This is a genomic window from Spirillospora sp. NPDC048819 (genome assembly GCF_040650055.1).
GTDB lineage: Bacteria > Actinomycetota > Actinomycetes > Streptosporangiales > Streptosporangiaceae > Spirillospora.
Genome location: NZ_JBEZGN010000007.1, coordinates 39,745 through 55,207 on the forward strand (window position 1 = coordinate 39,745; position 15,463 = coordinate 55,207).

A 15,463-nucleotide genomic window follows, 5' to 3' on the forward strand; every position below is an offset into this window, starting at 1 on the left:
ATGGGCGCGTGGCCAGGTCGTCCAGCGGAGAGTCGGTCCTCACCCGCGTGGTGCGGATCCTGGACGCGTTCGGCCCCGAGTCCCGGGTGCTGACGGTGGGGGAGATCGGCCGCAGGGCGATGCTGCCGCCGGCGACGGCCGCGCGGCTGGTGACCGAGATGGTCGGGCACGGCCTGCTGGCCCGTGACGGACCGCGCGGGATACGCATCGGCACCCGCATGTGGGAACTGGCCGAGCGCGCCTCCCCGATGCAGAGCCTGCGCGAGGCGGCCATGCAGTACATGGGCGACCTGCAGTCGGTGGTCGGCCATTCCGTCCAGCTCGGGGTCCTCGACGGCGACGAGGTGCTGTTCGTCGAGCGGCTCACCGCGCCCGACGCGGTCGTCAACTTCACGCGGGTCGGCGGGCGCCTTCCGCTGAACGCCTCGTCGTCCGGCCTGGTCCTGCTGACGCATGCGCCCGCCGCGTTCCGGGAGCGGATCGTCCGGGGGCCGCTGCGGACCTACACGCCGCGCACCATCGGCGACGAGCGGACGCTGCGCACCGAGCTGGCGGAGGTGCGGCGCCGCGGGTTCGCCTTCTGCCCCGGGCACATCCACCCCGACGCGACGGGGATCGCCGTCCCGGTGCGGCAGGACGGGCAGGTCGTCGCCGCGCTGGGGCTCGTCGTGCCCAACGACGGTGCCGCGTGGGCGCTGGCGCGGCCGCTGCAGCTCACCGGCCTGGCCCTCAGCCGCGCGCTGTGACCGGCGCCACGATAAGTCGCTCATTCAATGAGAAAGCGCTCGTCGGCTGAACGGCGTCCGGCCGATCCTCGGACTCACCCACGAGTTCGAGGAGTACGGCGATGGACCAGGCCGCGGCGGTGCGACTGCGCGTGACGGACAAGACGCCGGTGGCCGACGGCGTCGTGACGCTGACGCTGGCGCGCCCCGACGGCCGCCGGCTGCCCGACTGGACGCCCGGCTCGCACGTCGACCTGGTGCTGCCCGGCGGACTGACCCGCCAGTACTCGCTGTGCGGCGACCGCTGGGACGCCCGGTCCTACCGGGTCGGCGTCCTGCGGGAACGCGACGGCCGGGGCGGGTCCGCGTTCGTCCACGACGAGTTGCGCGAGGGCGACGCGGTCGGCATCGGCGGGCCGCGCAACAACTTCCGGCTGGCGCCGGCCGAGCGCTACCTGTTCATCGCCGGCGGCATCGGGATCACCCCGCTGCTGCCGATGATCGTCCAGGCGGAGCTGCTGGGAATCGAATGGCGGCTGCTGTACGGCGGCCGCACCCGCTCCTCGATGGCGTTCCTGGACGAACTCCGGCCGTACGGCGGCAAGGTCGCCGTCATGCCGGAGGACGAGCACGGCCTGCTGGACCTGGACGCCTGGCTCCCGGACCCCTCGGCCGGCACCAAGGTGTACTGCTGCGGGCCCGGCGGGCTGCTCGACGCGGTGGAACGGCGCTGCGCCGCCTGGCCGGCCGGGCACCTGCGCACCGAACGCTTCGTCGCCGCCGCGCGGGCCCTCGGCACCGCCGACGGCGCCTTCGAGGTGGAGCTGCGCCGCTCGGGCCGGACGCTGTCCGTCGACCGGAACCAGTCGCTGCTGCAGGCCCTCGGCGACGCCGGGGTGCCCGTGCTGTCGTCCTGCCGCCAAGGGCTGTGCGGCACCTGCGAGACGACCGTCCTCGGCGGCGTCCCCGATCACCGTGACTCCCTGCTGGACGACGCCGAACGCGCGGCCGGGGACTGCATGTTCGTGTGCGTGTCCCGCGCCGCGGGCGAACGCCTCGTCCTGGACCTGTGACCGTTGTGGAGGAACCTGCGATGACCACCCTGCCGTCCGCCGTGCCGTCCGCCCCGGTGTCCCTCGACGTCGACCCGTTCGCCGCCGACGTCCTCCGGGACCCCCTGCCCATGCAGGCCGAACTCCGCGAGGCCGGGCCCGTCGTGCACCTGGGCCGCCACGACGTGTACGCGCTGGCCCGCTACGAGCACGTCCACGCCGCGCTGACCGACTGGCAGTCGTTCCAGTCCGGCGCCGGGGTGGGGCTGGCCAACTTCCGCTACGAGAAGCCGTGGCGCCCGCCGAGCCTGCTGCTGGAGGCCGACCCTCCCCTGCACGACGCGCCGCGCGCCGTCCTGTCCAAGGTTCTCGGCCCCCGGGCCCTGCGGCGCCTGCGGGACGCCTGGTTCGCCGACGCCGGGGAACTCGTCGACCAGGTGGTGGCGGAGCCGTCGTTCGACGCCGTGACCGCGCTGGCCCAGGCGTTCCCGCTGCGCGTCTTCCCGGACGCGGTCGGGCTCCGGCAAGAAGGACGGGAGAACCTCCTGCCCTACGGCGACCACGCCTTCAACGCCTTCGGCCCGCACAACGAACTGGTCACCAAGGGCGCACCGCGCGTCCCGGAGCTCGCGGGATGGGGCGGCGCCCAATGCGTCCGCGAGCGCCTGTCCGAGGACGGCTTCGGGGCCCAGATCTGGGCGGCGGCCGACAGGGGCGACATCACCCACGACCAGGCGCCCCTCATCGTCCGCTCCCTGCTGACCGCCGGAGTCGACACCACCGTCCACGCCCTGGGCGCCGTCCTGTACGCCTTCGCCACCAACCCGGGCCAGTGGGAACGGCTCCGCGCCGAACCGGGTCTGGCGCGCGTCGCCTTCGACGAGGCCGTCCGCTGGGAATCGCCGGTGCAGACCTTCTTCCGCACCGCCGACGGAGACATCGACATGGACGGGACCACGATCCCCGACGGCAAGAAGATCCTCATGTTCCTCGGCGCGGCCAACCGCGACCCCCGCCGCTGGACGGACCCCGACGCCTTCGACCTGACCCGCGACCCGTCCGCCCACGTCGGCTTCGGCATGGGCCTCCACCAGTGCGTGGGCCAGCACGTCGCACGCCTGGAAGCGGAAGCCGTCCTCACCGCCCTGGCGGCCAGGGTCGAACACATCGAACTCGCCGGACAGCCCGAACGCCACCTCAACAACACCCTGCGCGCCTGGGCGTCCATGCCCGTGCACGTCCGCCGGGCGTGACGGTCACCGGCGGGCGGAGGTGAACGCCTTCTCCGCGCTGTCGATCTCGGCGAGCTGCTTGAGTATCTCGCCGGGGGACGACTCGCCGACGACCTTCTGCAGCAGCGGCGTGTGATCCAGGACGAGATCACGCACCGTCTGCAGCGGCCGGGGCGCGTGGTGGAACAGCTTGCCGAGGAAGTACGCCTGCTGAGACTGGCGGGCGGTGTGCGGCCTGCGCGGCTCCTCGTACGCCCGCAGCGCCTCCCGCACCGCGTCGTGGTCGGAAAGGTCCAGGCCGGCGAGCCGCCGTCCCAGGAAGTAGCCGTCCTCGGTGGCCATCCCCGCCCCGTACGCCGCGTACGGGGACGTGGAATGGGCGGCGTCCCCGACCAGGGTGACGCGTCCCTTGGACCACTGCTTGAGCGGCTTGCGGTCGCGCAGCACCCAGCGCTGCACGTTGCCGGGGTCCGTCGCCGCGATGAGCTGCGGCAGCGGCGCGGCGAACCCCCGGGCCAAACCGGTCGCGGCGGCATGCAGATCACCGGTGAACTCGGTGCGCCCGTCGTGCGCGGTGAGCACCCACCATTGGAACCCGTCACGGCCCTGGTTCCGGATCGACGTCCAGCTGCCCTGGACGGTGCGGTCGTGGGAGATGATGCACAGTCCCTGCTCGGCGTCCACGTCGTCGAAGGTGAACCCGCCGAAGATGTGCAGGTTGTGCTCACGCTTCGGGGCGTCGCCCCACAGCGTCCGGCGCACCATGGAGTCGATGCCGTCGGCGCCGACGAGCACGTCCGCCTCCTGGACCTCGCCGTCGGCCAGGTGGAGCCGCACCCCGGACTCGTCCTGCTCGAACCGCTCCAGGTTCCGGTTGACTTGCAGAACCCCTTCGGGAAGGGCCGCCAGCAGCCGCTCGTACAACGCCGGACGCAGCAGCCCGATGAACCCGCCGCCGTAGTCGCGGACGACGTCCTCGGGCAGGTTGACCGCCACCCGCCTGCGCCCGTCGACCCGGCGGAACTCCGAGTGGCAGGGCGCGCCCAGGTCGTCGACGTCCACGCCCAGCAGCCCGAGCGCCTTGATGGGCGGCGGCCACAGGTTGAGGATGTTGCCGGCCGGACGTGCCTCCGGGTAGCGCTCGAACAGGGCGACATCGTGACCGGCCTGGTGCACCGAGAGCGCGGTGGCCATGCCCGCGGGGCCGGCGCCGATGACGACGACGCGTCCGCGCCTGCCGGAGACGGCGTTCATGGGGCTCTCCTCGCTGAAACCGTAGTGTGCACTAACGTTAGACGGGATGATGAGGCTCGGATCACACCGATGTCAAGAGGCGGAGAGGTAAACGTCCAGGTCAGAGGGTGCAGCACAATGGCACCCATGAGCTCCCGCGAATCCCCGCCCCCCGGCCTGTCGATCAGGCCGCCGCGGCAGCGGCGCAGCCGGGAGGCCTGGTCCCGCGTGCTCGACGCGGGTGTCGCGATCATCGAGGAGTCCGGCTACGAGGCGTTCACCATCGCCGCCGTCTGCGAACGCGCCCGCGTCGCGCCACGCGCCATCTACGCCCGCGCCGACACCAAGGACGCCCTCTTCCTGGCCGTCTACGAGCACGGGATCGCCCGCGTGCGAGCCGACCACGCCGTCTTCGCCGACGAGGACCGCTGGTCGCACCTGCCCGCGGCCCGCCTGGTGCGCGAGGCGGTCGGCGAAATGGCGGCGATCTTCATCCGCCACACGCGGTTCCTCGGCGCCGTCGTCCTGATCTCCGGCGTCCACCCCGAGGTGCAGCGGCGCGGCGAGGACTACGTCCGGATGCTCGGCGACCAGTTCACGTCCCTCCTGCTGAGCCGCGCGGACGACATCACCCACCCCGACCCCGCGAACGCCGCCCGCACCTGCTTCAACACCACCTTCGCGGCACTGGTGATCCGCGTCGCCTACGGCCCCGGCTTCGCCGCCCCCGCCACCGGCGACGCCGCCTTCACCGCCGAACTCGCAGACGTGGCGGCGCGCTACCTGCTCGGCGGCCCGCCCTGATCGGCAAGGACGGGCCATCGGATGCCCAGATCTGCTACAAGTGTCGTTTAAAGCCCGTCATCCGATGGGACATCGCCACCACCGGGCGGATGATTCGGGGGAGTCCGTGAGCGCCGAAGGAAGTACGAAGGCCGTCGTCACCGCGCTCGTCGCGAACCTGGGGATCGCCGCCACCAAGTTCGTGGCGTTCGCACTGACCGGTTCGTCGTCGATGCTGGCCGAGGCGATCCACTCGGTCGCCGACTCCAGCAACCAGGCGCTGCTGCTGATCGGCGGGAAACGCGCCGCGCGCCACGCCACCGAGGAGCATCCCTTCGGGTACGGGCGCGAACGCTACATCTATGCGTTCATCGTGGCGATCGTGCTGTTCAGCCTGGGCGGGCTGTTCGCGCTCTACGAGGCCTGGCACAAGATCCGCGACCCGCACGCGATCACCGAATGGCAGTGGGTGCCGATCGTCGTGCTGCTCGTGGCGATCGCCCTGGAGAGCGCGGCGCTGCGCACCGCCGTCAAGGAGTCCAACCGGAGCCGGGGCAGGGCCGGCTGGGTGCAGTTCATCCGGCGCTCCAAGTCGCCGGAACTGCCCGTGATCCTGCTGGAGGACACCGGTGCGCTCGTCGGCCTCCTGTTCGCGCTCGGCGGCGTCGGCCTGACCCTGATCACCGGCGACGGCGTCTGGGACGGGATCGGCACGGCCGCGATCGGCGTGCTCCTCACCGCCATCGCGATCGTGCTGGCGACCGAGGTCAAGAGCCTGCTGATCGGCGAGTCCGCCACGGCCGACCACGTCCGGCTGATCCGGGAGGCGATCCTGGCCAGCCGGGACGTCCCCTCGGTGATCCACATGCGGACCATGCACCTCGGGCCGGACGAACTGCTCGTCGCCGCGAAGGTCGCCGTCGACCTTCAGGACGACGCCCGCGAGGTCGCCGAGGCCATCAACGACGCCGAGGCCCGCATCCGCGAGGCCGTCCCCATCGCGCGGCTCATCTACCTCGAACCCGACGTCCTCCGCAAACAGGGGTGAGGCCAATGTCGCGCAGCTCATCCACCTGGACCCCGACGTCATCGCAACCGCGGTGAGGCCAATGGCACGCAGCCCATTCACCTGGAACCCGACGTCTTCGCAATCGGGGTGAAGCCAATGACGCGCAGGCCGCTGGGGCAACTGGAGGCCGAGGTGCTCGCGGCACTGGCCGGGCTCGGCGGCACGGCCAGGACGGCGGAGCTGGTGGAGCGGCTCGCCGGGAAACCCGCGTACACCACGGTCAACACCGTCCTGCACCGGCTCCACGAGAAGAAGCTCGTCACGCGGACCCGGACCGGCCGGAACTACCTGTACCGGCTCGCCGTCGACGAGTCCGAGTTCGTGGCGGGCCGCATGCACGACCACCTGCGCCACGCGAGCGACCCCGGCGATGTGCTGAGCCGGTTCGTCCAGACCCTGTCCACCGACGAGGCCCACCGCCTGCGCGAAATCCTGAACGGCCCCGGCGACGACGACTGAACTGACGCACCCGCCCTCCCCACGACCCTCCCGCCCCCGCAATGACGGAGATCAGAGTTCAAGCACTGCTGCACGTTTGTGTAGTCTACTGTGCAATAGTGCAGTAGGGAGTGTTCGTGAAGATCACAGACGTTCGGACGGTGCTGCTGACCACGCCCTACGGGATCGAGGGCTCGCACACGCGCCGGCGCAGCGCGGCGTTCGTCGAGGTGGAGACGGACGAGGGCATCGTCGGCGTCGGCGAGACGTACGCCGGGGTGTACGTTCCCGACCTGGTGCCGGGGATCGTCGAGCTGTACAAGCAGGTCCTCGTCGGCCGAGCGGCCACGGACCCGGCCCGCCTGTTCCGCGACTGCCGTTGGCTGACGGGCTACTGCGGGCGGACGGGCCTGACGGTCATGGTGCTGGCGGGCATCGAATGCGCGCTGTGGGACGCGCTCGGCAAGTACCGGGGCGCACCGCTGCACGAACTGCTGGGCGGCGCGGTGCACGACCGGCTCCCGCTCTACGCGTCCGGCGGAGTTCCGACGCTGACCCGCGACCAACTGGCCGCACAGGCCGTGCAGGTGCGGGCGGACGGCTACCGGGGATTCAAGATGCGCGCCAACCCCGTCGCGTACCAGCCCGGCAACGAGGCCGAACGAGTCGCTCTGGTGCGCGAGGCACTGGGCCCTGACCTGCTCCTCGCGGTGGACGCCGTGCAGAGCCTCAACACCAGGCCTTGGTCGGTCAAGCAGGTCCTGCGCTTGCTGGACGCGCTTGCCCCCTACGACCTGGCCTGGGCGGAGGAGTTCCTGCCTCCCGTCGACCCGCTGCCCTACGCCGAACTGCGTGGACGGACGTCCACCCCGATATCGGGCGGCGAGGGGATCACCACCGCGGCCGTGTTCGAGCAGTGGCTGCGGGCGGGCGCGTTCGACATCGCTCAGCCCGACCCGACGGTCATCGGCGGCATCGGCGAGGCCAGGCGGGCGTGCGAGGCCGCCGCCGCCCACCACGTGCAGGTCGCCATGCACGTTTGGGGGGCGGCGCCCACCATCACCGCGAACTACCACCTGGGTTTCACCCAGGCCAACTGCGTCATGCTGGAACGTCCGGTCATGGGCAATCCGCTGGAGACCGACATGCTCGTGGAACCCCTGGACGTCCGCGACGGGTATGTGCTCCCGCCACGCGCGCCCGGACTCGGTGTGGAGCTGACCGGCGAGACCAGGGCCAGGTACCCCTACGAGCCCGGCAGCGGGAGCATGTTCGGCTGAGGTCAGCGGGTGGTGGAGAACAGGCCGTGCAGCAGGAGCCGCTGGTTGGCCGCGCTGCGCCGGTCCAGAGTCGGCGGATCGAACGCGTCGGCGTCCAGCCCCGGCTGGATCACCGGCTCCAGCAGGAGCGGCCCGAGGATCAGGAAGAGCACCTGGTAGGGTGCCCAGTCCGCGTCGGCGTCGGCGCGCAGGGCGCCCGTCGACCGGAGCCGCTCGAGCTCCTGGCGCGTGCCCCGCAGCAGGCGGGCGAACACCGCAGACCCGGCCTGACCCCCGTCGGACAGCACGCGGCGCAGGTAGCCGCGCATGTCCGGGTCCGTGCCGAACAGTTGCGCCGACACCGCACCGAGCGCGGCGACCAGATCGTCCAGCGGACGGTCGCGGTCCAGCTCGTCCATGGCCTCGCCGAGACTGCGCAGGACGTGCTCCTCGACCGCCTCCCGCAGGCCCTCCTTGGAGCGGAAGTGATGCCGCACCAAGGCGTAGGACACTCCCGCCTCGGCTGCGACCGCCCGGATCGACACCGCGTCGAACCCGTCCCGTGCGAACAGGTGCAGCGCTGCGCGTCGCAACCGCGCCTTGCCGGTCAGATCCCCGGCCGGAACCACGCCCATGAACAGCAAAGCTACACACCGAGCGAACCCGGGCGCGGTCCCGGGGACGTCACGTGCCCATAGCTCATACGTGGGCTAGGAGGATTGATGGGTTCTCCACGCAGTCGGCCACGTAGCGGAGGAAGCCGCCGGCGGTGCCGCCGTCGCAGACCCGGTGGTCGAAGGTGAGGGAGAGCTGGGTGATCTTTCGGGGGGTGACCGTGCCGTCGACGACCCAGGGGCGGTCGATGATCCGGCCGACCCCGAGGAGCGCGGCCTCGGGGTGGTTGATGATGGGGGTGGATCCGTCCACGCCGAAGACGCCGTAGTTGTTGAGCGTGAACGTGCCTCCGGTCAGGGACTCGGGTGGCAGCGCGCCCGAGCGCGCGAGTCCGGTGAGCCGGGTCAGTTCGGCGGCGAGCTGCGCGGTCGTCTTCTGGTGCGCGTCCCGGACGACCGGTACGACGAGGCCGCGGTCGGTCTGCGCGGCGAAACCCAGGTTGATGTGGCCGTACCGGACGATCTCGGCGCGGCCGGTGTCGACCGAGGAGTTCAGCTCGGGGAACTGGCGCAGCCCGGACACGCAGATGCGGGCCAGGAGGGCGAGGAGGCCGACGCCGAGGTCCGGGCGGGCCCGCCGCAGGTCGTCCTTCATCGCGAGCAGGCCGGTGGCGTCGACGTCCACCCAGGTCGTCGCGTCGGGGATCTCGCTGCGGCTGCGGGTCAGCTTGTCGGCCACCGCCCGGCGCAGGCCGCGCAGCGGGATTCGCTCGGTCGTCTCGGACGGCTGACGCTGATCGGCCGGCGCGGGCTTCTCGGGCGCCTTGCCGGTGACGGCCTGTTCGACGTCGCGGCGGAGGATCACCCCGTGCGGTCCGGTGGGGCTGATGGCGGTGAGATCGAGGTCGTTCTCGCGGGCGAGCCTGCGGACGAGCGGGGAGATCACGCGGGGGGCCTGCGGCTTCCGGTTCTGCTGTCGTCTCCGCTTGGTGGGCGTGTGGCCGGTGCCGTAGCCGATCAGGACGTTGCCGGAGCCCGCGCGTTCCTCCTCGCGGTAGCGGGCTGCGGCCGGCTCCTCCGCAGGGGGTTCCTCTGCGGGGGGTTCGTCCGCGGGGCCGACGTCGATGAGTGGTTCGCCGACCGCGAGGACCGTGCCGGGTTCCGCGTGGAGGGTCAGCACCGTCCCGGCGTAGGGGACGGGTACCTCCACGGCCGCTTTGGCGGTCTCGACCTCGACCACGATCTGGTCGATCTCGACCGTGTCGCCGGCGGCGACCTTCCATTCGACGATCTCGGCCTCGGTCAGGCCCTCGCCGAGGTCGGGCAGCCGGAACACCTGCCGCGAGAGGGCGGTCGTCATGATCGCTCCCGTGCCAGGTGGAGGACGTCGGGCTCGTCGTCGAACTGGAGCCGGTCGACCGCGTCGAGGATCCGGTCGGCGTCCGGGAGGTGCGAGTGCTCCAGTTTCGGCGGCGGGTAGGGGATGTCGAAGCCGGTGACGCGCAGCACCGGGGCGGCCAGCGAGTGGAAGCAGCGTTCCTGCACGCGCGCCGCGATCTCCGCGCCCACCCCGGCGAACCCCTGCGCCTCCTGGACGACCACGCAGCGGCCCGTCTTGCGCACCGAGGCCACGACGGTCTCGTCGTCGAAGGGGACGACCGTGCGCAGATCGACGACCTCCAGGGCGATGCCGTCCTGGGCGGCGGCCTCGGCCGCCTGGAGGGCCACCGGGACGGACGGTCCGTAGGCGACCAGCGTCGCGTCGTGTCCCTCCCGCCGTATCGCGGTCCGCCCGAACCCCGCGGGCCGCCGGCCGGCGGGCGTGACCTCGTCCTTGGACCAGTACAGCCGCTTGGGCTCCATGAAGATCACCGGGTCGGGGTCGGTGACGGCGTCGCGGAGCAGCCAGTACGCGTCGTCCGGGGTCGCGGGCGTGACGACCTTCAGTCCCGGAGTGTGCGCGTAGTAGGCCTCGCTGGAGTCGCAGTGGTGCTCGACGCCTCCGATGCCGCCCGCGTAGGGGATGCGGATCACCATCGGCAGCGACACCCGGCCGCGGGTGCGGTTGCGGAACTTGGCGACGTGCGAAGCGATCTGCTCGAAGGCCGGGTAGGCGAACGCGTCGAACTGCATCTCGACCACGGGGCGGAAGCCGCCCATGGCCATGCCGACGGCGAGGCCCACGATGCCGGCCTCGGCCAGCGGGGTGTCGAAGCACCGGTCCTCGCCGAACTCGGCGGTCAGCCCGTCGGTGATGCGGAAGACGCCGCCGAGCGGGCCGACGTCCTCACCGAAGACGAGCACGCGCTCGTCGTCGCGCAGCGCGTCCCGCAGCGCGGTGTTCAGCGCCTGCGCCATGGTCAGCGCGGTCATGTCAGTCCTCCGAGGCGGGCGGTATTGCCTGCGCCATGGTCAGCGCGGTCAGCGCGGTCATGTCAGTCCTCCGGGGCGGTGAGCTCGGACGCCAGCAGCGCCCGCTGCTCGCGCAGCTGGGGCGTGGGTTCGGCGAAGACGTGGTCGAACAGCTCGAACGGGTCCGTCTCGGGGTCGGTGTTCATCTCGTCGCGGACGCGCGCGGCGAACTCCTCGGCCGCCTTGTGCGCCGAGTCGACGTCCTCCGCGCTGAGCAGGCCCCGGTCGCGCAGATGGGTCTCCAGGCGGGCGAGGGGATCGGCCGCCTCCCACTGCTCGACCTCGCCCGCCTCCCGGTACCGGGTGGCGTCGTCGGCGTTGGTGTGGGCGTCCATCCGGTAGGTGTGCGCCTCCACCAGGAACGGGCCGAGTCCGCTCCGCGCGTGTTCCACGGCCGCCGTCAGGACGGACAGCACCGCGACGAGGTCGTTGCCGTCCACCTGCTCGGACCGCATGCCGTAGCCGATCCCCTTGTAGGCGAGGGCGGGAGCGGCGGTCTGCTTGGCCAGCGGCACCGAGATCGCGTACTTGTTGTTCTGCACGAAGAACACGACGGGGGCGTGGAGGACGGCCGCGTAGTTGAGCGCCTCGTGGAAGTCGCCCTCGCTGGTGCCGCCGTCGCCGACGAAGGCCATCACGACGCCGTCCTCGCCCTTGCGGCGCAGCGCGTCGGCCATGCCCACGGCGTGGACGGTCTGGGTGGCGAGCGGTGTGCACTGGGGCGCGACGTGCGTCGCCGCGGGGTCGTATCCGCAGTGCCATCCGCCCCGCAGCAGGGTGAGCGCCTCGACGGGGTCGATGCCGCGGGAGATCAGGGCGACCGTGTCCCGGTAGGTCGGGAACAGCCAGTCGTCGTCCCGCAGCGCGAGGACGCCCGCGATCTGGCAGGCCTCCTGCCCGCGGCTGGACGGGTACACGGCGAGCCGGCCCTGCCTGGTCAGCGCGGTCGCCTGGCCGTCGAAGCGGCGCCCGAGGACCATCCGGCGGTACGCCTCCACCAGGTCCCCGTCCGCCGGCATCGGGTATCCGGCGGGCGGTTCGACGGCCGTGCCGTCCTCGGCGACGAAGCGCACCGGGACGGGCGAGGGAAGCAGATCGTCGGCCGTCGGCCGAGGTGCAGCCACGGACATGGCGCCGCTCGCTTTCTCTGGACGCTTGATAGGGAGAGCGTCCGCCGCGACGACCATGTGTTCAAGACTTCGGGCACAATATGCGACAAGTAGTCACTGATGGGGTCTAAGGAGGGCCGAATGTCCGCCGACGACGGTGGTCCGCGCGGTGCGGCCGGACGAATTGCCGGCCCGCTGGACGCGGTGGACCGCGCGATCATCGCCGAGCTGCTGCGCGACGGCCGCGTGTCGGTGCGGGCCCTCGCCGAGCGGGTCCACATCTCCCGCGCCAGCGCCTACGCCCGGCTCACCCGCCTGACCGACGACGGGATCATCACCGGGTTCACCGTCGAGCTCGCGCCGCACAGGGCGGGGCTCGGGACCAGCGCGTACGTCTCGGTCACCATCGAGCAGAACTCCTGGCGCGAGCTGTCGGCCCGGCTGCGGGAGGTCCCCTACGTCGAGCACTTCGCGATGGTCGGCGGCGACTACGACGTCCTGGTCCTGGTCCGCGCGCCGGACAACACGGCGCTGCGGCACGTGGTGATGGAGTGCATTCAGGACATTCCCGGCGTCCGCGCGACCCGCACCTGGCTGGTCTTCGACGAGGCCCGCGGCCCCGGCGCGGGCTGGGGTGCGGCGAGCGAGGCCTGAGCCGCGCGCTCGCTCTTGCGCCGGGCGGCGGTCTCGTGTAACGCTATTACTGAACGAATGGTAAGTAAATGCGCCGACGTGCGGGGAGGGACCCATGACGACGGCTCCGGTCGAGCCCGGACTGGAGGAGCGGCTCCAGGCGGCGTTCGACGCGACGATCGCGCGCCACGACCGCATCGAGCCCCGCGACTGGATGCCGGACGCCTACCGCAGGACGCTCGTGCGGCAGATCGCCCAGCACGCCCACTCGGAGATCATCGGCATGCAGCCGGAGGGCAACTGGATCGGCCGCGCCCCGTCCCTGCGCCGCAAGGCGATCCTGCTGGCCAAGGTGCAGGACGAGGCCGGCCACGGCCTGTACCTGTACTCGGCGTGCGAGACCCTCGGCGTTTCCCGCGCCGAGCTGACCGAGCTGCTGCTGTCCGGCGGGCAGAAGTACTCGTCGATCTTCAACTACCCGACGCTGTCCTACGCCGACGTCGGCACCATCGGCTGGCTCGTCGACGGCGCCGCCATCGTCAACCAGGTGCCGCTCTGCCGCACCTCCTACGGCCCGTACGGGCGCGCCATGATCCGCATCTGCAAGGAGGAGTCCTTCCATCAGCGGCAGGGCTACGAGCTGCTGATGACGATGATGCGCGGCACCGACGCCCAGCGCGAGATGGTCCAGGAGTCGGTCGACCGGTTCTGGTGGCCGTCCCTCATGATGTTCGGGCCGCCGGACGCCGAGTCGCCCAACAGCGCGCGGTCGATGGCGTGGGGCGTCAAGCGCAACTCCAACGACGAGCTGCGCCAGAAGTTCGTCGACATGACCGTCCCGCAGGCCGAGGCGCTCGGGGTGACGCTGCCCGATCCCGGCCTCCGCTGGAACGAGGAGCGCGGCCACCACGACTTCGGCGAACCCGACTGGGAGGAGTTCGCCGCGGTCGTCCGCGGGAACGGGCCGTGCAACGCCCAGCGCCTGGCGCACCGCCGCGCCGCCCACGACGACGGCGCCTGGGTGCGCGAGGCGGCGTCGGCGTTCGCGAGCCGCTCCGCAGAAGGGGGCGCCGCATGAGCCAGGACAGGCGCGAGTGGCTGTTTATCCGGGTCTTCGTCTCGGCGGAAGGGGGTGCCGCATGAGCCAGGACAGGCGGGAATGGCCGCTTTATGAGGTGTTCGTTCGCGGAAAGCGCGGCCTCAACCACGTCCACGTCGGGTCGCTGCACGCCCCGGACGACACGATGGCCCTGAGCCACGCCCGCGACGTCTACACGCGGCGCAACGAGGGCGTGAGCATCTGGGTCGTGCGGGCCGACACCATCACGGCGTCCAGCCCGGACGAGAAGGACCCCCTGTTCGCACCGAGCGGCGACAAGGTCTACCGGCACCCGACGTTCTACGACATCCCCGGGAACGTCCCGCACATGTGACCGGAGGACACACCACCATGAGCGACGACGACGAGAGCATCTTCGAGGGCCTGATCGAGGGCGGAGACACCTCGCAGTGGGCGTTCGGCACCGACTTCGAGGATCCCCTGTCCGGCGTCGACACGACCGTGCCGGACGGCGTCGACCACACCGAACTCGCCCGGTACTGCCTCATGCTCGGCGACGATGCCCTGATCATGTCGCAGCGCCTGTCGGAGTGGTGCAGCCGCGCCCCGGACCTCGAAGAGGACATCGCGCTGGCCAACATCGCCCTCGACCTCCTCGGGCAGGCGCGTCTGCTCCTCGCGCGGGCGGCCGCCGCCGACCCGGGCGTCGTGCCCGCCCTCCCCGAGGGCTCGCCGGTTCCCGCAGAGGACGCGCTCGCGTTCTTCCGCGACGCCGGGCAGTTCCGCAACGTGCGCCTCACCGAAGTGGCGAACGGCGACTTCGCGCACGTCGTCGTCCGGCTGCTCCTGTTCTCGGTGGCCCGGCTCGCCCTGCTGGAGCGGCTCCGGGCGAGCGCCGACTCGGTGCTGGCGGCCGTGGCGTCCAAGGGCGTCAAGGAGGTCACCTACCACCGGGACTGGGCGGGCCGCTGGTTCCTCACCCTCGCGCAGGGCACCGAAGAGTCGCACAGCAGGCTCGTCAAGGCCCTCGACGACCTGTGGCCGCTCCAGCCCGAGCTGGTCTCCGCGCACCCCCTCGAACTCTCCCTCGCGCAGGCGGGCGTCGGCGTCGACCCGGCGTCCACCCGCGACGAGGTGGACGCCGTCCTCGACCAGGTGCTCGCGGTGAGCGGCGTCGGCCGCCCGGACCGTCCCGCCCTTGCCGCCGTCGGCGGGCGGACGGGCCGGCACGGCATGCACACCGAGGCACTCAGCCTGCTTCTCGCCGAGATGCAGGTCGTCGCCCGCGCACACCCGGGAGGCCGCTGGTGAACGTCAGGGAACGCGCCGCCGAGGTCGCCGCGCAGGTCCGCGACCCGGAGATGCCGATGCTCACCCTCGCCGACCTCGGCGTCCTGCGCTCCGTCGAAGTGGTACGGCCGGGGGACGGCGGAGTGGAACGCGAGGCGGACGGCGACGAGGTCGTCATCGCCTCGATCACCCCGACCTACACCGGCTGCCCGGCCATGGCGACCATGCGGGACGACCTCGTCCACCGGCTGAACGGCGCGGGCTTCCCCCGGGTCGAGGTGCGCGTCGTCCTCGACCCGCCCTGGTCGAGCGACTGGATCTCCGAACGCGGCCGCGCCGCCTTGCGGGACGCCGGCCTGTCGGCGCCCGGTGCCGCCCGCCGCTCGTCCGGGCCGGTGGGGCTGAACCTCGGGCCGACGCGGCACGCCCCCGCCTGCCCGCGCTGCGGCTCGACGGCCACCCGCCTGACCTCGGAGTTCAGCGGCACCGCGTGCAAGGCCCTCTACCGCTGCGCCGACTGCCTCGAACCGTTCGAGCACGTCAAGGAGATCTGA

General features: G+C 71.9%; 17 protein-coding genes. 12 read left to right on the forward strand and 5 right to left on the reverse strand.

Features of this window, described 5'->3' with window-relative positions; translation table 11 throughout:
• Positions 1-8: 8 nt before the first annotated feature.
• The 3 genes from AB0C35_RS12380 (at position 9) to AB0C35_RS12390 (ending at position 3,030) form a co-directional block, all read left to right on the forward strand.
• Positions 9-746, forward strand: a complete 738-nt coding sequence (locus tag AB0C35_RS12380) for an IclR family transcriptional regulator (protein ID WP_358453810.1) — start codon at positions 9-11, stop codon at positions 744-746.
• A gap of 101 nt (positions 747-847) precedes the next feature.
• On the forward strand, positions 848-1,798 hold the full coding sequence (locus AB0C35_RS12385; protein WP_358453813.1) for a PDR/VanB family oxidoreductase: 951 nt from the start codon (positions 848-850) through the stop codon (positions 1,796-1,798).
• A 20-nt stretch (positions 1,799-1,818) separates the two neighbouring features.
• The gene (locus AB0C35_RS12390; protein ID WP_358453816.1) at positions 1,819-3,030 is read left to right on the forward strand and encodes a cytochrome P450; all 1,212 of its coding nucleotides are present in this window, start codon (positions 1,819-1,821) and stop codon (positions 3,028-3,030) included.
• Between the two features lie 3 nt (positions 3,031-3,033).
• Here the strand turns inward: AB0C35_RS12390 and AB0C35_RS12395 are convergent, their stop codons facing one another.
• Positions 3,034-4,263, reverse strand: a complete 1,230-nt coding sequence (locus AB0C35_RS12395; protein WP_358453818.1) for an NAD(P)/FAD-dependent oxidoreductase — start codon at positions 4,261-4,263, stop codon at positions 3,034-3,036.
• A gap of 126 nt (positions 4,264-4,389) precedes the next feature.
• Here AB0C35_RS12395 and AB0C35_RS12400 point away from each other — a divergent pair, with 126 nt between their 5' ends.
• From AB0C35_RS12400 to AB0C35_RS12415, 4 genes are all read left to right on the forward strand, one after another.
• Positions 4,390-5,046, forward strand: coding sequence for a TetR/AcrR family transcriptional regulator (locus tag AB0C35_RS12400; protein ID WP_358453820.1), 657 nt, complete (start codon positions 4,390-4,392; stop codon positions 5,044-5,046).
• A 106-nt stretch (positions 5,047-5,152) separates the two neighbouring features.
• On the forward strand, positions 5,153-6,073 hold the full coding sequence (locus tag AB0C35_RS12405; protein WP_358453822.1) for a cation diffusion facilitator family transporter: 921 nt from the start codon (positions 5,153-5,155) through the stop codon (positions 6,071-6,073).
• Positions 6,074-6,190: 117 nt separating this feature from the next.
• A complete protein-coding gene (locus AB0C35_RS12410) occupies positions 6,191-6,553 on the forward strand; it encodes a BlaI/MecI/CopY family transcriptional regulator (protein WP_358453825.1) in 363 nt (120 codons plus the stop codon).
• Positions 6,554-6,669: 116 nt separating this feature from the next.
• Positions 6,670-7,812, forward strand: coding sequence for a mandelate racemase/muconate lactonizing enzyme family protein (locus AB0C35_RS12415; protein WP_358453827.1), 1,143 nt, complete (start codon positions 6,670-6,672; stop codon positions 7,810-7,812).
• A gap of 2 nt (positions 7,813-7,814) precedes the next feature.
• Here AB0C35_RS12415 and AB0C35_RS12420 read toward each other — a convergent pair whose 3' ends face one another.
• The 4 genes from AB0C35_RS12420 to pdhA all read right to left on the reverse strand — a co-directional run bounded on the left by AB0C35_RS12420 (position 7,815) and on the right by pdhA (position 11,941).
• Positions 7,815-8,426 carry a helix-turn-helix domain-containing protein gene (locus tag AB0C35_RS12420; RefSeq protein ID WP_358453829.1) on the reverse strand — a complete coding sequence of 204 codons (612 nt, stop codon included), beginning with the start codon at positions 8,424-8,426 and terminating at the stop codon, positions 7,815-7,817.
• A gap of 64 nt (positions 8,427-8,490) precedes the next feature.
• On the reverse strand, positions 8,491-9,765 hold the full coding sequence (locus AB0C35_RS12425) for a dihydrolipoamide acetyltransferase family protein (RefSeq protein WP_358453832.1): 1,275 nt from the start codon (positions 9,763-9,765) through the stop codon (positions 8,491-8,493).
• Positions 9,762-10,778, reverse strand: coding sequence for an alpha-ketoacid dehydrogenase subunit beta (locus tag AB0C35_RS12430; RefSeq protein ID WP_358453835.1), 1,017 nt, complete (start codon positions 10,776-10,778; stop codon positions 9,762-9,764). The genes AB0C35_RS12425 and AB0C35_RS12430 overlap by 4 nt, the downstream gene beginning before the upstream one ends.
• Positions 10,779-10,840: 62 nt before the next feature.
• Positions 10,841-11,941 (reverse strand): pyruvate dehydrogenase (acetyl-transferring) E1 component subunit alpha, encoded by a 1,101-nt coding sequence (gene pdhA, locus AB0C35_RS12435; RefSeq protein ID WP_358453838.1) that lies wholly within the window; start codon positions 11,939-11,941, stop codon positions 10,841-10,843.
• Between the two features lie 168 nt (positions 11,942-12,109).
• Between pdhA and AB0C35_RS12440 the strand changes: the two genes are divergently transcribed.
• The 5 genes from AB0C35_RS12440 to paaD all read left to right on the forward strand — a co-directional run bounded on the left by AB0C35_RS12440 (position 12,110) and on the right by paaD (position 15,463).
• On the forward strand, positions 12,110-12,580 hold the full coding sequence (locus tag AB0C35_RS12440; protein WP_358454450.1) for an Lrp/AsnC family transcriptional regulator: 471 nt from the start codon (positions 12,110-12,112) through the stop codon (positions 12,578-12,580).
• Between the two features lie 94 nt (positions 12,581-12,674).
• Complete coding sequence (gene paaA, locus AB0C35_RS12445) at positions 12,675-13,637, forward strand: 1,2-phenylacetyl-CoA epoxidase subunit PaaA (protein ID WP_358453841.1); 963 nt, start codon at positions 12,675-12,677, stop codon at positions 13,635-13,637.
• A 61-nt stretch (positions 13,638-13,698) separates the two neighbouring features.
• Positions 13,699-13,992, forward strand: coding sequence for a 1,2-phenylacetyl-CoA epoxidase subunit PaaB (paaB, locus tag AB0C35_RS12450; protein WP_358453844.1), 294 nt, complete (start codon positions 13,699-13,701; stop codon positions 13,990-13,992).
• Positions 13,993-14,009: 17 nt separating this feature from the next.
• Positions 14,010-14,930: a 1,2-phenylacetyl-CoA epoxidase subunit PaaC gene (gene paaC / locus AB0C35_RS12455; protein ID WP_358453847.1), complete on the forward strand. Its 921-nt coding sequence runs from the start codon at positions 14,010-14,012 to the stop codon at positions 14,928-14,930.
• Positions 14,927-15,463 (forward strand): 1,2-phenylacetyl-CoA epoxidase subunit PaaD, encoded by a 537-nt coding sequence (paaD, locus tag AB0C35_RS12460; protein WP_358453850.1) that lies wholly within the window; start codon positions 14,927-14,929, stop codon positions 15,461-15,463. Before paaC ends, paaD begins: the two co-directional genes overlap by 4 nt.